The organism is Nocardioides taihuensis (assembly GCF_042657275.1).
In the GTDB taxonomy this organism is placed as follows: domain Bacteria; phylum Actinomycetota; class Actinomycetes; order Propionibacteriales; family Nocardioidaceae; genus Nocardioides; species Nocardioides taihuensis.
In genome coordinates this window covers 402126-419311 of sequence record NZ_JBHSKD010000002.1, presented here as the reverse complement: position 1 = coordinate 419311, position 17186 = coordinate 402126, and the positions used below count along the sequence as shown (strand labels likewise).

At 73.9% G+C, this 17186-nt stretch carries 12 protein-coding genes; 8 read left to right on the top strand and 4 right to left on the bottom strand.

Annotation, left to right across the window (positions count from 1 at the left end):
* Position 1: 1 nt before the first annotated feature.
* The 3 genes from ACFPGP_RS02050 to ACFPGP_RS02040 all read left to right on the top strand — a co-directional run bounded on the left by ACFPGP_RS02050 (position 2) and on the right by ACFPGP_RS02040 (position 2744).
* Entirely contained in the window at positions 2-1291 is a 1290-nt protein-coding gene (locus ACFPGP_RS02050) for a hemolysin family protein (protein ID WP_378586195.1), read from the top strand.
* Positions 1292-1356: 65 nt separating this feature from the next.
* Entirely contained in the window at positions 1357-2049 is a 693-nt protein-coding gene (locus ACFPGP_RS02045; protein WP_378586192.1) for an SRPBCC family protein, read from the top strand.
* Positions 2046-2744: a CPBP family intramembrane glutamic endopeptidase gene (locus ACFPGP_RS02040; RefSeq protein ID WP_378586189.1), complete on the top strand. Its 699-nt coding sequence runs from the start codon at positions 2046-2048 to the stop codon at positions 2742-2744. Before ACFPGP_RS02045 ends, ACFPGP_RS02040 begins: the two co-directional genes overlap by 4 nt.
* Positions 2745-2829: 85 nt before the next feature.
* On the opposite strand, the gene ACFPGP_RS02035 is transcribed toward ACFPGP_RS02040, so the two are convergent.
* A complete protein-coding gene (locus ACFPGP_RS02035; protein ID WP_378586187.1) occupies positions 2830-3363 on the bottom strand; it encodes an NAD(P)-binding domain-containing protein in 534 nt (177 codons plus the stop codon).
* A gap of 95 nt (positions 3364-3458) precedes the next feature.
* Here ACFPGP_RS02035 and ACFPGP_RS02030 point away from each other — a divergent pair, with 95 nt between their 5' ends.
* Complete coding sequence (locus ACFPGP_RS02030) at positions 3459-5621, top strand: phage holin family protein (RefSeq protein WP_378586185.1); 2163 nt, start codon at positions 3459-3461, stop codon at positions 5619-5621.
* Here the strand turns inward: ACFPGP_RS02030 and ACFPGP_RS02025 are convergent.
* Complete coding sequence (locus ACFPGP_RS02025) at positions 5606-5806, bottom strand: hypothetical protein (RefSeq protein ID WP_378586182.1); 201 nt, start codon at positions 5804-5806, stop codon at positions 5606-5608. The two genes, ACFPGP_RS02030 and ACFPGP_RS02025, sit on opposite strands and share 16 nt — an antisense overlap.
* A 172-nt stretch (positions 5807-5978) precedes the next feature.
* Here ACFPGP_RS02025 and ACFPGP_RS02020 point away from each other — a divergent pair, with 172 nt between their 5' ends.
* The gene (locus ACFPGP_RS02020; protein ID WP_378586179.1) at positions 5979-6131 is read left to right on the top strand and encodes a hypothetical protein; all 153 of its coding nucleotides are present in this window, start codon (positions 5979-5981) and stop codon (positions 6129-6131) included.
* A gap of 13 nt (positions 6132-6144) precedes the next feature.
* On the opposite strand, the gene ACFPGP_RS02015 is transcribed toward ACFPGP_RS02020, so the two are convergent.
* Positions 6145-6765: a TetR/AcrR family transcriptional regulator gene (locus ACFPGP_RS02015; RefSeq protein ID WP_378586177.1), complete on the bottom strand. Its 621-nt coding sequence runs from the start codon at positions 6763-6765 to the stop codon at positions 6145-6147.
* Positions 6766-6914: 149 nt separating this feature from the next.
* On the opposite strand from ACFPGP_RS02015, the gene ACFPGP_RS02010 reads away from it, so the two are divergent.
* Complete coding sequence (locus ACFPGP_RS02010) at positions 6915-10730, top strand: S8 family peptidase (protein WP_378586175.1); 3816 nt, start codon at positions 6915-6917, stop codon at positions 10728-10730.
* 177 nt (positions 10731-10907) lie between these two features.
* Positions 10908-11378 (top strand): DUF6325 family protein, encoded by a 471-nt coding sequence (locus tag ACFPGP_RS02005; RefSeq protein WP_378586172.1) that lies wholly within the window; start codon positions 10908-10910, stop codon positions 11376-11378.
* 292 nt (positions 11379-11670) lie between these two features.
* Here ACFPGP_RS02005 and ACFPGP_RS02000 read toward each other — a convergent pair whose 3' ends face one another.
* Positions 11671-11931, bottom strand: coding sequence for a hypothetical protein (locus ACFPGP_RS02000; RefSeq protein ID WP_378586169.1), 261 nt, complete (start codon positions 11929-11931; stop codon positions 11671-11673).
* Positions 11932-12068: 137 nt separating this feature from the next.
* Here ACFPGP_RS02000 and ACFPGP_RS01995 point away from each other — a divergent pair, with 137 nt between their 5' ends.
* Positions 12069-17174 (top strand): nSTAND1 domain-containing NTPase, encoded by a 5106-nt coding sequence (locus ACFPGP_RS01995; protein ID WP_378586166.1) that lies wholly within the window; start codon positions 12069-12071, stop codon positions 17172-17174.
* The last annotated feature ends 12 nt before the right edge of the window (positions 17175-17186 follow it).

Here is a 17186-nt window from a genome sequence, read left to right as displayed (position 1 = left end):
GATGGACAGCGACACCCTGCTCAACCTGATCCTGGTCCTCGTCTTCGTGCTGGTCGGCGGCGTCTTCGCCGCCACCGAGATCGCCCTGGTCTCGCTGCGCGACAGCCAGCTCGTGCAGCTCGAGCGCGGCAGCGCCCGCGGCGCCCACGTGGCGGCCGTGGCGCGGGACCCCAACCGCTTCCTGGCCGCGGTGCAGATCGGCGTCACGGTGGCCGGCTTCTTCTCCGCCGCGTACGGCGGGTCGACGCTCGCGCCCGACCTCGCGCCGTACCTCGAGCACCTCGGGCTGCCCGAGGACGCCGCGACAACCACCGCACTCGTGGTGATGACGCTGCTCATCGCCTACCTCTCGCTGGTGCTCGGCGAGCTGGTGCCCAAGCGGCTCGCCCTGCAGCGCTCCACCGGCCTCTCGCTGGCCGTGGCGCCGCCGCTCGACCGCTTCGCCACCCTGATGCGGCCGGTGATCTGGCTGCTCTCGGTCTCGACCAACGCCGTGGTCCGCGTGCTCGGCGGTGACCCGCACGCCTCCGGCGAGGAGCTGTCGGAGGAGGAGCTGCGCGACCTCGTCGCCACCCACCAGTCGCTCGGCGAGCAGGAGCGGACGATCGTCCGCGACGTGCTCGGTGCCTCCGAGACCTCGGTCAAGGAGGTGATGCGACCGCGCGGCGAGGTCGAGTTCCTCGAGCTCGGCATGTCGCTCCCCGACGCGTGCGCGCGGGTGCTGGAGCGGCCGTTCTCGCGCTACCCGGTGATCGGCGAGGGCTTCGACGACGTGCGCGGCTTCCTGCACGCGCGCGACCTGCTCGGCGTCCGCGAGGACGACGACCGGACCGTCGCGGCGCTGACCCGCGAGGTGCTGATGCTGCCGGCGACCAACAAGGTGCTGCCGGCGGTCTCCACGATGCGCGAGACCGGCACGCACCTCGCGGTGGTCGTCGACGAGTACGGCGGCACCGACGGCATCGTCACCCTCGAGGACCTCGTCGAGGAGCTGGTCGGCGACATCCGTGACGAGCACGACCTGCTCGAGGCCCCCGACCCGGGAGGCGAGGGCGCCGGCATCGACGCGGGCCTGCGCCTCGAGGACTTCACCGAGCAGACCGGTCTCGAGCTCGAGGACGGCAGCTACGAGACCGTCGCCGGCTACGTGATCGCCCGTCTCGGACGGATCCCCGTGGTCGGCGACGCCGTGGACGTCGGGACCGACCGCCTCGTCGTGGACGAGATGGCCGGCCGGCGGGTCACGCGGGTCCGGCTGCACCGCGACGTGACGGCGCCCACGGGCGACTGAGGACCTCAGGCCCTGCCCCGCCCGGCGTGGACCGACCACGCTGGGACGCAGGAGGTCCGACCGCCATGTCCTCGCGACGCCAGCTCGTCCTCACCGGGCTCGCCGGTGTCGCGTCGTACGCCGCGGTGCAGCGCGCCGCGCGCACCTGGGGCAGCACGCCGGTCGAGCGGCGGAGCCGGCTGCCGGGTGACGCGCTGGTGCCCGATGCTCCCGTCGTGACCGACCACGCCCGCACGGTCGCGGCCCCGCCGCACGCGGTGTGGCCGTGGCTGACGCAGGTCGGGTGGCACCTGGGCGGCTGGTACACGCCGCGCTGGGTCGACCGGCTCCTCTTCCCCGACAACTGGCCGAACCTCGACCACCTCGACCCGACCCTCACCCGCCGCCTGGCCGTCGGCGACCTGATCCCCGACGGCCCGCCCGGCACCGCCGTCTTCGTCGTCGAGCAGGTCGAGCCCGAGCGGGTGCTGCTCCTCCGCTCGACCACCCACCTGCCACCGTCGTGGGCCGACCGTGCCGCGATGGAGTGGACCTGGTGCTTCGTGCTCACGCCCACCTCCGACGGCGGCACCCGGGTCCACCTGCGGGTCCGTGGCCGCACCTCGCCGTGGTGGCTGACGCTGCTCTACACGGCGCTGGTCGTGCCGGCCGACCTCGTGATGGCGCCGGGCATGCTCCGCGGGCTCGACCGCCGCGCGACCCACCCCGGCCCGCCCGGGGTGTCGGGCCGCGCGCCGTACGCCGGGGTGACCTCGTGACCAGCACGACCCGCACCCCCAGAACTTCGACCCCGGTCACGACGCCTTCGTGGTGGCGGGCGCTGGCCGGGGTCGAGGTCGCGCTGGCCGCGGTCGCGGTGGTCGCCGACCTGCTGCTCCCCGCGCTCGTGCTGGTGGTCATGGCCGCGCTCTCCCTCGCCGTACGACGGCAGCGGCCGGGCACCCTCGGCTTCCACCGCCCCGCGCGTCCCGGGCGCCTGGCCCTCACGGTCCTGGGCCTGACCGTCGCGTGGACGGCCGTGCAGTTCCTCCTGGTCACGCCGCTGGTCGAGGCGCTCACCGGCAGCAGCCACGACGTTTCCGACCTCGCCGAGGTCGAGGGCGACGCCGGCCTGCTGCTGGTGCTCGTGGTCGCCTCCTGGACCATCGCCGCGCTCGGCGAGGAGACCGCGTTCCGCGGCTACCTGCTCACCCGCGTCACCGACGCGTGCGGCGGGCCGGGCCGGGCCGCCACCGTGGTCGCCGTGCTGGTCTCGTCGCTGCTCTTCGGGCTGATCCACACCGAGCAGGGCCTCGCGGGCGTCGTGATCACGGCCGTGGACGGCGTCTTCCTCGCCGTGCTCCGCCTCCGCCTCGACGGCGGCGTGTGGGCCTCCGTGCTGGCGCACGGCTTCAACAACACCCTCGGCCTGACCGTCTTCTTCCTGGTCGGGCCGGTCGCGGCGCCGTGGTGAGACGGGTGGGTGGCGGTCAGCGACCCACGTCGAAGACGGTCGCGACCGCCGCCATGTCGGCGCCACCCAGCCCCTTGGCCGCGACCTACGGCGCGTCCATCGCGCCGCCCCGCAGCGCCTCGACGAAGAGCGCGGGGGCCGGGCCGAGCGCCGAGGCCAACGCCCAGGACTGGGCGATCCCGGCGTTGAGCGTCGCGACGAAGGCGTTGCAGACCAGCTGGAGCGCACTCGCGTCGCCGATCGTCTCGCCCACGTCGACGGAGCGGGAGCCGACCGCGTCGAGCACCGGCGCCGCGGACGCGCGGGCGGCGGCCGGTCGAGAGGCGAGCACGACCAGCGCGCCGGCCTCGGCCGGCTTGCGGGTGCCGAGCACCGGCCCGTCGACCAGGCGGCCCGCGGCCGCGCCGGCCGCCGCGGCGATGCGCCGCACCCCGTCCGGACCGACCGTGCTCGACTGCACCCAGACCGCGTCCGGGCCGAGGGCACCGACCAGCTCGTCGGCAACCGCCAGCACCGACGCCTCGTCGTAGACCAGGCTCAGCACCGCGTCGGCCCCGTCGACGGCCTCGGCGACCGACCCGGCGCCCATGATCCCGGTCCCCAGCACTGCAGCACGCATGTCCGCCGGTCTGCCAGCGCGAGCTGAGGTGGCCGCCGGCCACTCATCCTCCCTGCATGACGCCCGCGCAGGCGTCCCTTCCCTACGCTCCGCCCATGGCGTCGCCGAGCCCGAGCACCCCCGCCGACTCCCCCGCTGGGCCTGCCGCGCCCGCGGGCCGTCCGACCAGCCACTGGTGGCGGCTGACCTGGGGCGACCTCGGCCGCGCGCTGATCGCCCTCGTCGGCGCCGTGATCGGCATCCAGCTGGCGTCGTGGATCGTCCCGGGCTTCGACGTCGGTGGGTTGGGCAATGCGGTGGTCGTGGCGATCAACGTGTTCGTCTGGGGCATCATCCTGCGGCCGCTGATGGTGCGCCTCGCCGTGCTGCTCGGCGCGATCGGCACGCTGCTGATCGGCCTCTTCGGGCAGGCGATCATCATCTTCATCGCGGTCTGGGACGTGGACGGCAAGAACGACGTGACCGTGCTGAGCGCGCTCATCGCGTCGTGGATCGTGGCCGCGGTCTCCACGCTGCTCACCTACCTCGCCACCGCCGGCACCGACGACGCGGTCACGGCGAGCTTCCTGCGCCGCGCCCGGCGCCGCTCCCACACGGTGTCCGACCCGGACGTCGACGGGATCCTCTTCGTGCAGGCCGACGGCGTGCCCTGGCCGGTGCTCGACTGGTGCATCCGCGCCGGAACCCTGCCCACGCTCTCGCGCTGGATACGCAGCGGCAGCCACGAGATGGCCGAGTGGCGACCGAAGCTCCCGGCCACCACGCCCGCCAGCCAGATGGGCATCCTGCACGGCACCATCGAGGGGATCCCGGCGTTCCGCTGGGTCGACCGCGCCGAGGGGCGCGTGTACGTCGCGAACAAGCCTGCCGACGCCAAGCTGATCGAGGCCAGCCACAGCGACGGCCGCGGCCTCCTCGTCGACGACGGCGTCTCGGTCAGCAACCTCTTCACCGGCGACGCGCCGTGGGCCTACGCGACGATGAGCGCGATGGGTCGCTCCCAGGAGACCAAGGAGACGCGGATGGCGCTCTCCCAGTTCCTGGCCAGCCCCGTCGGCCTCTCCCGATCGATCCCGAAGCTGGTCGCCGAGGTCTTCCAGGAGCGGTTCCAGTCACGTCGCGCGATCCGCCGTGACATCCGGCCGCGGGTGCACCGTGGCTGGGGCTTCGTCGGCGAGCGGGCCGCCCTCACGGGTGTGCTGCGCGACGTGAACACGGCGATGGTCGCGGACGCGATGCTCAAGGGCCGGCGCTCGATCTACGTCGACTACGTCGACTACGACGCCGTGGCGCACCACGCCGGCGTCCTGCGTCCGGAGTCGATGGCCGCGCTCGAGGGCATCGACTCGGTCCTCGCCCAGCTCGAGCAGGTCGCCGCCGTGGCCCCGCGGAAGTACCACATCGTGGTGCTGTCCGACCACGGCCAGTCGCAGGGCGCGATCTTCTCCGACCGCTACGGCGAGGACCTCGCCACCCTCGTCTCCCGCCTCGCCGACGCCGACGTCGTCGCGGCCGGCGACAACCACGAGGGCGTCGGTTCGCTCAACGCCGTGATCGCCGGGTCGAGCAGCGACGACACCGTGATGGGCCGGGCCCTCGGCCGCACCAGCGACCGGGTCGCCGAGGGCTCGCTCAAGGGCGCGACCGACGCGGCCGCCGTCGAGCAGAGCGAGGCCACCACGCCGGCCGAGACGGAGGGCGCCGACCGGTTCATCGTCTTCGGCTCCGGCAACCTCGGCCTGGTCTACGTCGCCGGCGAGAAGCACCGGCTCACGCTCCAGGAGCTCACCGAACGCTTCCCCGCCCTCGTGCCCGGCCTGGTCGCCCACGAGGGCGTCGCCTTCGCGGTCGTCGACACCGCCGACCACGGCCCGGTCGTGCTCGGCAAGGGCGGCGAGCACCGCGTGCGCACCGGCGAGGTCGTCGGCGAAGATCCGCTCGCCGGCTTCGGCGACCACGCACCGGCGTTCGTGCTCCGCGCTGCGAGCATGCCCGAGGCGCCCGACATCTACGTCAACAGCCTGGTCGACGACCTCGGCGAGGTCGCGGCGTTCGAGGGCCTCGTGGGCTGCCACGGCGGCCTCGGCGGGTGGCAGGATCGCGCGATGATCGTGTGGCCCCGCGAGCTCCCCGGCCCCGCGGAGATGATCGTCGGCGCCGACGCCGTGCACCGGGTGCTCGTCGGCTGGCTCGAGCGGCTCGGCCACCGCACCGGGCTGCGCGAGCAGGCGACGGACGCTGCTCAGGCGGGCGGGTAGTCCTCGTCGGGCGCGCCCACCTCGGTCTCCTGCTCGAGCACGTCCGCCTCGTCGGCGTCCTCGTCGAGCACGCGGGGGGTGGGGCCGGTGGGCTCGTCGTCGTCCAGGCCGCGCCGCTGCTCGGCCAGGTCGGCCTCGTCGGCCTCGACGGTCGGGTCCGGGGCCTCGGGGGTCTGGGATGCCATGGCTCTTCCTGTCCTCGCCGTGTCGTGCCGGATGGTCAGCCCACCGTCGCACACCGGTGGTCGCGCCGCGTCCCCCACCCCGGACGACGCCCGGTGCGAGAGCCACCGCGGCGGGCGAACTTCATCCTCTGCAGAGGATCAGCACGCCGTGGCGCCGCCCTAGCGTTCGGCCATGAACACCATCCAGCTCACCGACACCGAGCTCGAGCTGGCCCGCCACGCCCTGCGCGCCTACCTCGGCTCCTTCGGCCACGACGAGGCGGACACGCTCCACGCGATCAAGCAGGTCATCGCCAAGCTCGACGAGGCCTCCAGCCCGGCCTGACCCGGTCCCGCCCTCAGGAGCCCGCGCCCTCCACGGGTCGCGGTGACGCGAGGTGCACGAGCATCTCGGTCATGGCGGCGAGGTCCGCCGACGAGCGGTCGGGGTCGGGGTCGCTCAGGTACTGCAGGATCAGGCCGTTCACGTTGGCGACCATCACCCGGGCCAGGGTGTCGTAGGGAACGGCGCACGTCTCCCCCGCCGCCTCGGCTGCCTGCCGGCACCACGCGCCGACCACGCTCGTGTAGCCGTCCACCTGCCAGCGCGCGAGGTTCTCCATGCCGGGCGTGCGCAGCGCGTGCGTCAGCAGCTCGTACTGCACCAGCAGCAGGCCGCGCCCGCCGACCACCATCTGCTCCCAGTAACCGGCCAGGCCACCGCGGATCGCCTGCTCGAGCCCGCCCCCGAGGTCGACGACAGCGCCGAGGAGGGCGGCGACGTCGCCGGCGATGTCCTCGGTGACCGCCGTGAGCAGGAGGTCGCGCGACGGGAAGACGTAGTGGAGCGTGCCGAGCGGGATGTCCGCCTCGGCCGCCACGGCGCGCAGGGTGGTGCCCGCCACGCCGTCCCGCTCGAGGACGGCCCGGGTCGCCGTCACGATCTGCCCGCGCCGCTCGGACGCCTTCACGTACGCCATGCACCCACCCCGACTCCCCCATGACTCGGTCGACCGTCCAAGTCTTTCACGCCAGGACTTGAAATCGCGCCTGTGACGTGGCTAACGTCCTCCAAGTCGGTCAACCGACCGACTTTTGAGAGGGCCGTGCAGGGCCACCCTCGCCCGCCGTGCCCCGAGAGGACCCCCGCTTCATGCGCCATCCCGCCGCGCGTACCGCGCTCGCGACCGCCGCCGCCACCGCCGCCGCCACCGTGGCCGTCACCCTGGCCCCGGGCCTGCCCCTCGGCACGGCACGGGCCACGACCGGTGGCCCGCAGGACGACCGGGGCGCCACGCCGACGGTCGAGCAGGTGACCCTCGTGACCGGCGACGTCGTCCGGGTCACCACCGGCGCCGACGGCCGGCAGTCCGTCGTCCTGCAGCCGCGCCCCGACGGCACGGTCCCCCAGGCCGCGATCAACCGGGCGCACGGCCACCTCTACGTCGTGCCCGCCGAGGCGTTCGGCCTCCTGGCAGACCACCGCCTCGACCACGACCTCTTCGACGTCACCACCCTGCTCGAGGACGAGTACGACGACGCCTCGCGCGCCACCCTGCCGGTGATGGTCGACTACGGCCGCGGCCGTACCGCCGCCGTCGAGGCGCGGACGGCGTCGTTCGCCGGCGCCGACCGCACGGTGACCATCCCCCGCCTCGGGATCACCGCCTTCCACACCGAGAAGCAGGACGCTCGGGCCTTCTGGGCCGACCTGACCGCAGGTCGGGACGCCGTCGGCCACCCCACCACGCTGGCCGACGGCGCCCTCCGCGTGCACCTCGACGGGCGCGTCGAGGCGACCCTCGAGGACTCCGTCCCCCAGATCCACGCGCCCGAGGCCTGGGCCGCGGGCTTCGACGGCACCGGCGCGACCGTCGCCGTGCTCGACACCGGCTACGACCCGACGCACCCCGACCTCGCGGGCGTCGTGGCCGACTCCGCGAACTTCACCACCGACGCCTCGGTCGTCGACGGCAACGGCCACGGCACCCACGTGGCGTCGACCGTCGCCGGCAGCGGCGCCGCCTCCGACGGCCTGCGCACGGGCGTGGCGCCCGGCGCCCAGCTGCTCGTGGGCAAGGTGCTCTCCGACGGCGGCTACGGCGAGGACTCCTGGGTCCTGGCCGGCATGGTGTGGGCCGTCGACCACGACGCCGACGTCGTGAGCATGAGCCTCGGCGGCGACACCGACGACGGCACCAACGCCCTCGCCCAGGCGGTCGACGAGCTCTCCGCCACCTCCGACTCCCTGTTCGTGGTCGCCGCCGGCAACAACGGCGACGCCGGACCCTCGACCGTCACCGCACCCGGCAGCGCCGCCGCGGCGCTCACGGTCGGCGCGGTCGACGTCGACGACCACATGGCGTCGTTCTCCGGTCGCGGCCCCCTCGTCCGCAGCGGCACGCTCAAGCCGGAGGTCGTGGCGCCGGGCGTCGACGTGACCGCCGCCCGCGCCGCCGGCACCGCTCTCGGACCGGTCGTCGACGACGCCTACACGACGATCAGCGGCACCTCGATGGCCACGCCCCACGTGGCCGGCCTGGCGGCGATCCTCGCCGAGCAGCACCCGGCCTGGGACGGCGAGCGGATCAAGGACGTGATCGCGGACAGCGCGGTCCCCGTCGCCGACGCGACCGGCTTCGACGCCGGTACGGGTCGCATCGACGCGCTCGCAGCGGTCGAGCAGGACGTCGTGGCACCGGCGTCGCTGTCGCTCGGCACCTTCTCGTGGCCCTACGCCGATCTCCAGCCGACGACCACCGCGCTCTCCTGGACCAACACCGGCGACCAGCCGGTCACCCTCGCGCTCGCCCTGGCCTCCGAGGACGGCACCGCCGAGCCCACCGGTTCGATGTCGCTGGCCGCCGACCAGGTCACCGTCCCCGCGGGGGGTACCACCTCCGTCGACGTCGTCCTCGACCCGACACTGGCCGCCCCCGGCTCCTACTCCGGAGTGGTCACGGCCACCCCCAGCGACGGCGGCGGCACAGTGCGCACGGCGGTCTACTACCTCCTCGAGCCCGAGCGCTACGACGTCACGGTCACCGTCAGGCCCCGCAGCGACACGCAGGTCGCCTCGCACCAGATCGGCCTCAACGGCTTCGGCGAGCCGTGGGTCTACGAGCAGCGCACCTTCGATGCCGGACCCGGCGAGCGCACCGCGACCTTCCGCCTGCCGCCGGGCAGGTACGCCACCGGCGCCATCTCGTTCGGCGTCGCCGACGACGGCGCGGACCAGGGCGTGGTCACCTACGACCCGTCGTTCACCGTCACCGGCGACACCGACATCGTGCTCGACGAGGACGACACCGGGCAGTTCAGCTACGACGTCGACCGGCCCGTCGTCGACGACGGCGCGATCCTCGACGTCGAGTGGACCGACGGCACGGACGTCGCCGGCTACATCTTCTACGGCCACGTCGACCGCGTGTACGCCCGGCCGTCGGCGGGCCTCGGCGGCACCACGACCATCGCCGCGAACTGGCTGCTCAGCCAGCCCGAGGGCGTGCTCGACGCCGGCGGCGCCCCCCTGGCCCTGCGACCGCTGACCGCCCCCGGCGGCTCGGTGACGCGCACACCGGTGCCGGTCGTCGACGGCACCTGGCCGGTGGTGGACGCCGGCAGGGCCGACGCCCCCGACACCTCGGCGGCCTCGGGTGCCGTCGCGCTGGTCGCGGGCACCTGCGCCGACCTGACCCCGGCCGCCCAGGCCCTCGCCGCGGCCGGCGCCGCCGCCGTGGTCGCGTACGCCGCACCGGGCGCGGCGTGTGCCGGCACGGTCGAGGCCGACCTCGACCTGCCGCTGCTCGAGGCGAGCCCGTGGGAGGCCGCCGGGCTCCTGGCCTCGGCCCCGGGCGACGCCCACCTGGCCACGCACGCCTCCCCGTCGTACATGTACGACCTCGTGCACTTCTGGGACGCCGTGCCCGACGGCGGCACCGTCTCCGGGACGGGTGACGCCGTGGCCACGCTGGTGGAGCACTACCGCGGCCTCGGAAGCACCAGCGGCCGCCGGATGCAGGCGGTCGAGGAGCTCATCGCGTGGGTCCCCGCCCGCAACGGGGTGGCGAACATCGGGCTCGTGCGGCCGGTGCCGTTCCCCGGCCGGGTCACCCACGTGATCTCCACCGGCTCCGGCACGCGGTGGGAGCGGACCGTCGCGATCCAGGACTCCGAGCTCGGCGGCGAGTACGCCCGCCTCTACGCGCCGCGGCGCGCGTTCGCGGGCGGCAGTCGCGTCGCCGACACGTGGTTCGGCGGCGTCGTGGGCTCGCGGGTATCGCCCCTGACGACGACCACCAACGGCGCCCCGCCGCCGACCCGCGAGGGCGACGAGCTGTTCCTCTCGATGGGCGCGTGGACCGACGACGCGGGCCACTTCACGAACTCCGACATGTTCGCCAGCGAGGAGTACGACGGTCGGATCTTCGTCGACGGCGACCTCGAGCTCCACCAGGACGCGTCGGTGTTCATGAACACCGCGATCCCCGCCGGTCGTCACGACATCCGGGTGGTCGCGGAGGCCCGTCGTCACAACCGCTTCTGGCGGTTGTCCGACCGCGTGCACACCGAGTGGACCTTCCGCTCGGCGCCGCCGGAGGACGCCTGGGACGTGCTGCCGATGCTCGGCGTCGACTACGGGATCCGGCTGTCGTCGACCAACCAGGCACCTGCTGGGCGGGTCGGGCTCGACGTCGACTTCACGATGCCGCGCGGCCTCCCGGCGCCGACCATCACCCGGCACCAGGTCGCGGTGTCGTGGGACGGCGGCGACACCTGGCGCGCCGTACGTCCGCAGCACTGCGGCGACGACTCCTGCCACCTCGTGCTGCACAACCGGGCCGGCCGTCACGCCAGCCTGCGCGTCAGCGCCACGGACCAGGCCGGGCGCACCGTCCGGCAGACGGTCCTCCACGCGTACTCGGTGCAGGCGGCTCGCCCCTAGCCCGCCGGCCGAGGACGCCGCCGGAGCCCAGTTCCGGCGGAGCCCGAGGCGGGGTGGCCCCGGCCGGCACCGGGGTCACCCTGTCGGGGTGATGCGCAGGGCGCCGCACCCGACGAGGGTCGCGGGTACCGGTGACCGATCGGTCACGGGGTCGCGGCCTTCGAAGGAGGCAGGTGCATGACGGACCAGATCACCGAACCACTGCCGGACGAGCTCGACGAGCTCGGTCCGGTCGACTGGATCGTGGTGGAGTTCCCGGGCAGCAAGTTCAACGGCAAGGTCGCTCCCGCTCTGCAGGCCCTCGTCGAGGCGGGGACCGTGCGGGTGCTCGACCTGCTGCTGATCCGCAAGGACGAGGACGGCGCGACCGAGTTCTTCGAGCTCACCGACCTCGAGGACGGCGAGCTCGGCGAGCTGCGTGCCTACGAGACCGCGGTCGCCATGCTCCTCAGCGAGCAGGACGTCGAGGCGATCGCCGCGGCCGTCGACCCCGGCAGCACCGCGGCCCTCCTCGTCTGGGAGAACCTGTGGGCGGCGCCGTTCGCGTCGGCCGTGCGTCACGCCGGCGGCCAGCTGGTCGCCAGCGGTCGGATCCCGATCCAGGCGCTGCTCGCCGTGATCGAGGAAGACCAGGAGAGGGAGGGCTGACATGCCACTCGCAGCACGCAGGATGCGGCGCGCATCGGCAGTGGGACCGGCGCCGGTCGCGAGGACCGCGGCGACCGTCGGCACCGTCGCCGTCGTCGCCCACGGCGTCAACCGGCGCAGCGACCGGCGCGAGGACCGGCGCGACGACCGCGGAGACCGACGGGAGGACCGGCGCGACCGGCGATTCTGAGGCACGAGGCGGGTCCCTCGCGTCGAGGACCCCGCGCTCAGACAGGCAGAGGGGCACGTTCGAGCCCCTCTGCCTGTGCCCGGGGATCGCAGCTGCTGCCCCCTACGGGCAGGGCCCCTTCTGGAGCCTCGAGAAGCCCTCCTCGGCCGCGTACGCCGTGCCGACCTCGTCGGCCGGGTAGGTCTCCGGCCGGAGGTCGAGCAGCGTCCCGTCGGGCAGTGTCACCGACTCCTCCGACCCCACGACGAGGCACTCGCCGCTCGGCAGGATCACGTGGGCCCGGTTGTGCGCCGAGGCCGTCTGGCACAGCACCAGCACGAGCACCGGCGCGAGCAGCACCCCCTTGACCAGTGTCGCCCTCACGTCTCTCTCCCTTCGTCGAGGAACCCCTCCCGGGCCGTCCCCGGGGAAGGTCCGGGAGGACCGTACGGGCGCGCTCTTGAAGAACTCTGGACTCGGTTCGTCGGTCCGGCGACGGCACCAGGGCTTACGGTGCCCACGTGGAGTTCCGGCTTCTCGGGCCTCTGGAAGCCGAGGGTCGCGACGGCGCGATCTCCCTCGGTGGCCGCAAGCAGCGCACGGTCCTGGCCCACCTCCTGATCCGCGTGAACCGGGTGGTCGCGACCGACCGCCTGATCGACCTCGTCTGGGACGACGACCCTCCACCTGCGGTGCGCAATGTGCTCCAGACCTATGTCTCGAGGTTGCGCAAGGGCATCGGCCCGGAACGACTGGTGACCCGGCACGGCGGCTACGTCCTGCTCGCTGACCCATCGGAGATCGACGCCGAGGCCTTCACGACGCTCGTCGAACATGCCCGGACCAGCACTCCGATCGATGCGGACGAGGCGGTGCTCCACTACCGGCGGGCGGAGGCGCTGTGGCGTGGCAGCGCGCTGGAGGATCTCGCCGACCAACCGTCCTTGCGCAGCGAGATCGCGCGTCTCGACGAGCTCAGGATGACGGCGACCGAGGAACGCATCGTCGTCGAGCTCGCCCTGGGCAGGCACCGCGAGCTCGTCGCCGAGCTGGAGGCGCTGACCACCGCTCATCCGCTTCGCGAGGCGCTGTGGGCGCAGCTGATGACGGCGCTGTACCGGTCCGGCCGCCAGTCGGAGGCACTCGCGACGTACCGGCGGGCACGGACCCACCTCGTGCGGGAACTGGGGCTGGAGCCCTCGGCCGACCTGAAGCGGCTCGAGCAGCGGATCCTCGACCAGGACCCCGCCCTCGACTCCGCGGGAATCCCGGTGCGCGGACTCCGCCTCCTGGAACGGATCGGTGAGGGCTCGTTCGGGGTGGTCCACCGGGCGAGCCAGCCCCAGGTGGGCCGCGATGTCGCCGTCAAGGTCGTGCGCCCGCGCTTCGCGAACGACCCCGCCTTCATCCGGCGCTTCGAGGTCGAGGCCCGGCTCGTCGCCCGGCTCGAGCATCCCCGCATCGTGCCTCTCTACGACTTCTGGCGTGAGCCGTCCGGCGCCTTCCTGGTGATGCGGCTGCTGCGCGGTGGAAGCCTCCGCGACGTCCTGGCGCAGGGCCCTCTGCCGGCCGACCAGGCGCTCGCGGTGGTCGAGCACGTCGGAGCTGCACTTGCCACGGCTCACCGCAACGGCGTGGTGCACCGCGACGTCAAGCCGGCCAACATCCTCTTCGACGAGGAGCGCAACGCCTACCTGTCCGACTTCGGGATCGCGCGCGGTCTCGACCAGCTCCGCGAGGACGACCTGTCACCGGTGACGGGCTCGTCGGTCCACTACCTCTCCCCCGAGGAGGTTCGGGGGGAGACCCCGACGGAGCGGGCCGACATCTACCGCCTGGGACTGGTCCTGTTCGAGATGCTCACCGGTCAGCACCCGTGGGAGCTGGCCGGGACCGCCAACGACGCCGACGGACGGGCCGACGACCTGCCGTCCTTGGCCAGCCTGCGCCCCGACCTCCCGCCCGGTCTGGAGACCGTGGTCCGACGTGCGACCTGCTCCGAGCCGGCCGACAGGTATGCGGACGTGCCCTCACTGGTGGACGCGGTCGTGGCGGCGCTGCGGGCCACGCCGTCCCCCGACCTCTCCCGGATCCCGGCGCACAACCCGTACAAGGGACTGCGCCCCTTCGAGGAGCCGGACGCAGCAGACTTCTTCGGTCGCGAGCACCTGGTGTGCCATCTCGTCGAACGCCTGGCCGACGAGAGCGACAGCAGCCGGATCGTGGCCCTGGTCGGCCCGTCGGGCAGCGGCAAGTCCTCGGTGGTGCACGCCGGGCTGGTGCCCGCGATGCGTGCCGGCGCGGTCAGCGGATCGGAGCGCTGGCTCGTCGCCGAGATGACGCCCGGTGCGCACCCCTTCGTGGACCTGGCGGCCGCCTTCCTCGCCCTGGCACCAACGGTCCCGCCCCGGGACCTGTTCGAGGGGCTGGAGCGGGGAGGGGAGGCGCTGCTCGCCGCCGTCGAGTGGCTGCTCCCGGACGACGGTTCGCGGTTGCTCCTCGTCATCGACCAGTTCGAGGGGGTGTTCACGGACGCCGACGAGGTCACGCGCTCACGTTTCCTCGCCGCACTCGACGAGGCGGCCGCCACGCCCGGGGGCCGGCTCCGCGTCGTGCTGACGCTCCGTGCGGACTTCCTCGACCGACCGCTGGCCCACTCCGGCTTCGCCTCGCACCTGAGGTCGGGGACCGAGCTCGTCGTCGCGCTCACCCCGGAGGAGCTGGAGCGCTCCATCGCGGGTCCCGCCGAGCGCGCCGGACTCGTGCTCGAGCCCAGCCTGGTCGCCCGGCTGGTCTCGGACGTCCACGACCAGCCCGGCGGCCTCCCGCTGCTGCAGTTCGCCCTGGCAGAGCTGGTCGACGGTGCTAGCACGTCCACGCTCTCGCTGGCGGCGTACGCCGATCTCGGCGGGGTGGCCGGCGCGGTCGCGCGTGGTGCCGAGGAGACCTACGCGTCGTTGTCGCCCCGTCAGCAGGACCGCGCACGACAGCTCTTCCTGCGCCTGGTCCAGCGCGGCGACGGCGCCAGGCCCACGCGGCGCCGCGTGCTCCGCGCCGAGCTCGGGTCGCTTGCGGACGACCCGGCGGAGATGGACCAGGTGGTCGACGCCTTCGTCCGCCGCCGCCTCCTCTCGCTCGACCGCGACACCGACAGCAGGGCACCGACCGTCGAGCTCGCGCACGAGTCGTTGCTCGACGCCTGGGCCCGTCTCGAAGGGTGGGTCGAGGACGCCCAGGACGACCTCGTCGTCCAGAGGCGGCTGGCACGAGCCGTCCGTGACTGGCGCGAGGCGTCCGGTGAGCCGTCGTTCCTGGCCGCGGGCGCACGCCTGGAGCTGTTCGAATCGTGGCGCGCCCGCACCGACCTGGGCGTGACGCCGGAGGAGGACGCGTTCCTCCGGGCGTCTGCCGAGCAGCGCGACCGGCTGCGTGCCGAGGATGCCGCCCGGCAGCAGCGGGAGCGGTCGCTCGAACGCCGGTCGCTCCGGCGGTCCCGGTACCTCGTCGGGGCGCTGACCGCAGGAGTCCTCGTCGCGGGTGCCCTGGTCCTGCTCGCCGTGGACCAGCGCCACGAGGCCGAACGCGCGCGGAGGGACGCAGTCACCAGGGAGCTCGCCGCCGCCGCCGTGGCCAACATCGACGTGGACCCCGAGCGGAGCGTGCTGCTGGCGCTCGCAGCGGTGGAGGAGAGCCGGGCCGGCGGGGGTGGGACACCGCCGGAGGTGTGGGAGGCGCTGCACCGTGCCGTCCTGGCCTCGCGCATCGTGCTGCGGGTGCCCGGGCTCGGCGGGGCGCTGGACTGGAGCCCGCACGGCGACCTGTTCGTGACGGAGGGGCCCGAGGAGAGCGGCCTGGTGGACGTCCGCGACGCCGCCACCGGCGAGTCGGTGCGCTCCTTCCGGGGGCACGACGGCGACGTGAACCTGGCGGTCTTCAGCGACGACGGTTCCCTCCTCGCCACCAGCGGGGACGACGGGGCGGTGCGGGTGTGGGACCCGCGGACCGGCCGCGAGCTGCAGAGCCTCGAGGGCCCGCCGGGGCAGGTCTGGGGCGTGAGCTTCAGCCCGGACGGCTCACTGGTCGCCGCCTCCCACTGGGAGTCGGGGGTCGTGCGGGTGTGGGAGGTGTCCACCGGAGATCTCGTCAGCAAGGCAGGCGGACTCCTGCCGTCGCTCACGACCTCGTTCAGCCCGGACGGGCGGCGGCTCGCCATCGGCACCTTCGGGTCCGAGTCCGTCGTCGTCGACGTCGGTACCGGGACCGCCGTGGCCACGCTGCCGAACCCGGAGGGTGGAGTCAACGGGGTCGACTGGAGCCCGGACGGTCGCTGGATCGCCTCCTCCCCCATCACCGGCCAGGTGCGGATCCACGACGCGCGCTCGGGCAAGCTGTGGTCGTCGCTGTACGGCCACCTCGGCCCCGTCGTGGCCACCGACTGGAGCGCGGACTCCGCGAGGCTGGTGACCGGGTCGGGGGACGGCACGGTCAGGGTGTGGGCACTGAACGGGACCGGCGGCCGGCAGGTCCTGTCCATCCCCGTCCAGGAACGCGGGGGCGGGTTGTGGGTCGCGTTCTCCCCGGACGGGCAGCAGGTCATGGCCGGTGACCAGGAGGGCACGGCGGTCAAGGTCTTCGACGTCGGGGTGACGGGCGACGCGGAGTGGACCAACGTCGATGCCGGCGCGGCCCCGCTGCTCGGGTTCACCCGCGACGGCGCTCAGCTCGTCACCGCGAGCGACGACGGTTCGATCCGGGTCTGGGACGTCCGGACCGCGGCCGGGACCACGACCCTCCGGGGGCAGCGCCGCGGACCCGCCGCCGTCGTCCCGCTCAGCGTGGGCCCACACGGCGAGGTCGCGTCCAGCATCGGCGGCCTCGTGACGGTCCGGGGGCCGGAGCGCACGAGCGCGCCCGCTACGGTGGGCTCGGCGACCGGGGTGGCCGACGTCGCCTGGAGCCCCGACGGGACCGTGCTGGCGCTGGTGCACGGCAACGGACGCGTCGAGGTCGTCGAGCCGCAACAGGGGCCGCCGCTGGTGAGGCTGGACGAGGAGAGCGGTCACATCGCTCTGGGCGCACGGTTCAGTCCCGACGGGGAGCTCCTGGCCGTCTCCCACACCCCTGCGGGACGGCTCGACCCCAGCCGCGCCGGGGTCACGGTCTGGAGCTGGCGAGACGGCACCGTCAGGCACACGTTCCCGGGAGGGGGGAGGCTGTCCTTCTCTGCGGACGCATCGCTGCTCGCCGTGGCTCCCGTCTTCGGTCCCGTGCGCATCTGGGACGTCCGGACAGGTGAGGAGGTCGCCCGCTTCGTGGGCCACACCGGCAACGCCACCGACGTCGAGTTCGCGCCGAGCGGCACGCGCGTGGCGACCGCGAGCGCGGACGGCACAGTGCGGCTCTGGGAGGCCACCACAGGAGTCGAGCAGATCATGCTGCGCGGTCACAGCGGCACGGTCACCGACGTCGCCTTCAGCGCCGACGGCACCAAGCTCGCCTCGGCGAGCGCGGACGGGTTGGCCCGGGTCTGGGCCCTCGACCCGCAGGACCTGGTCGCGATCGCCGAGAGCAGCGTCACGCGGGGGTTGTCGCCGGAGGAGTGCTCGCGCTACCCCGCCGCCTGCTAGCAGGGACCGGCT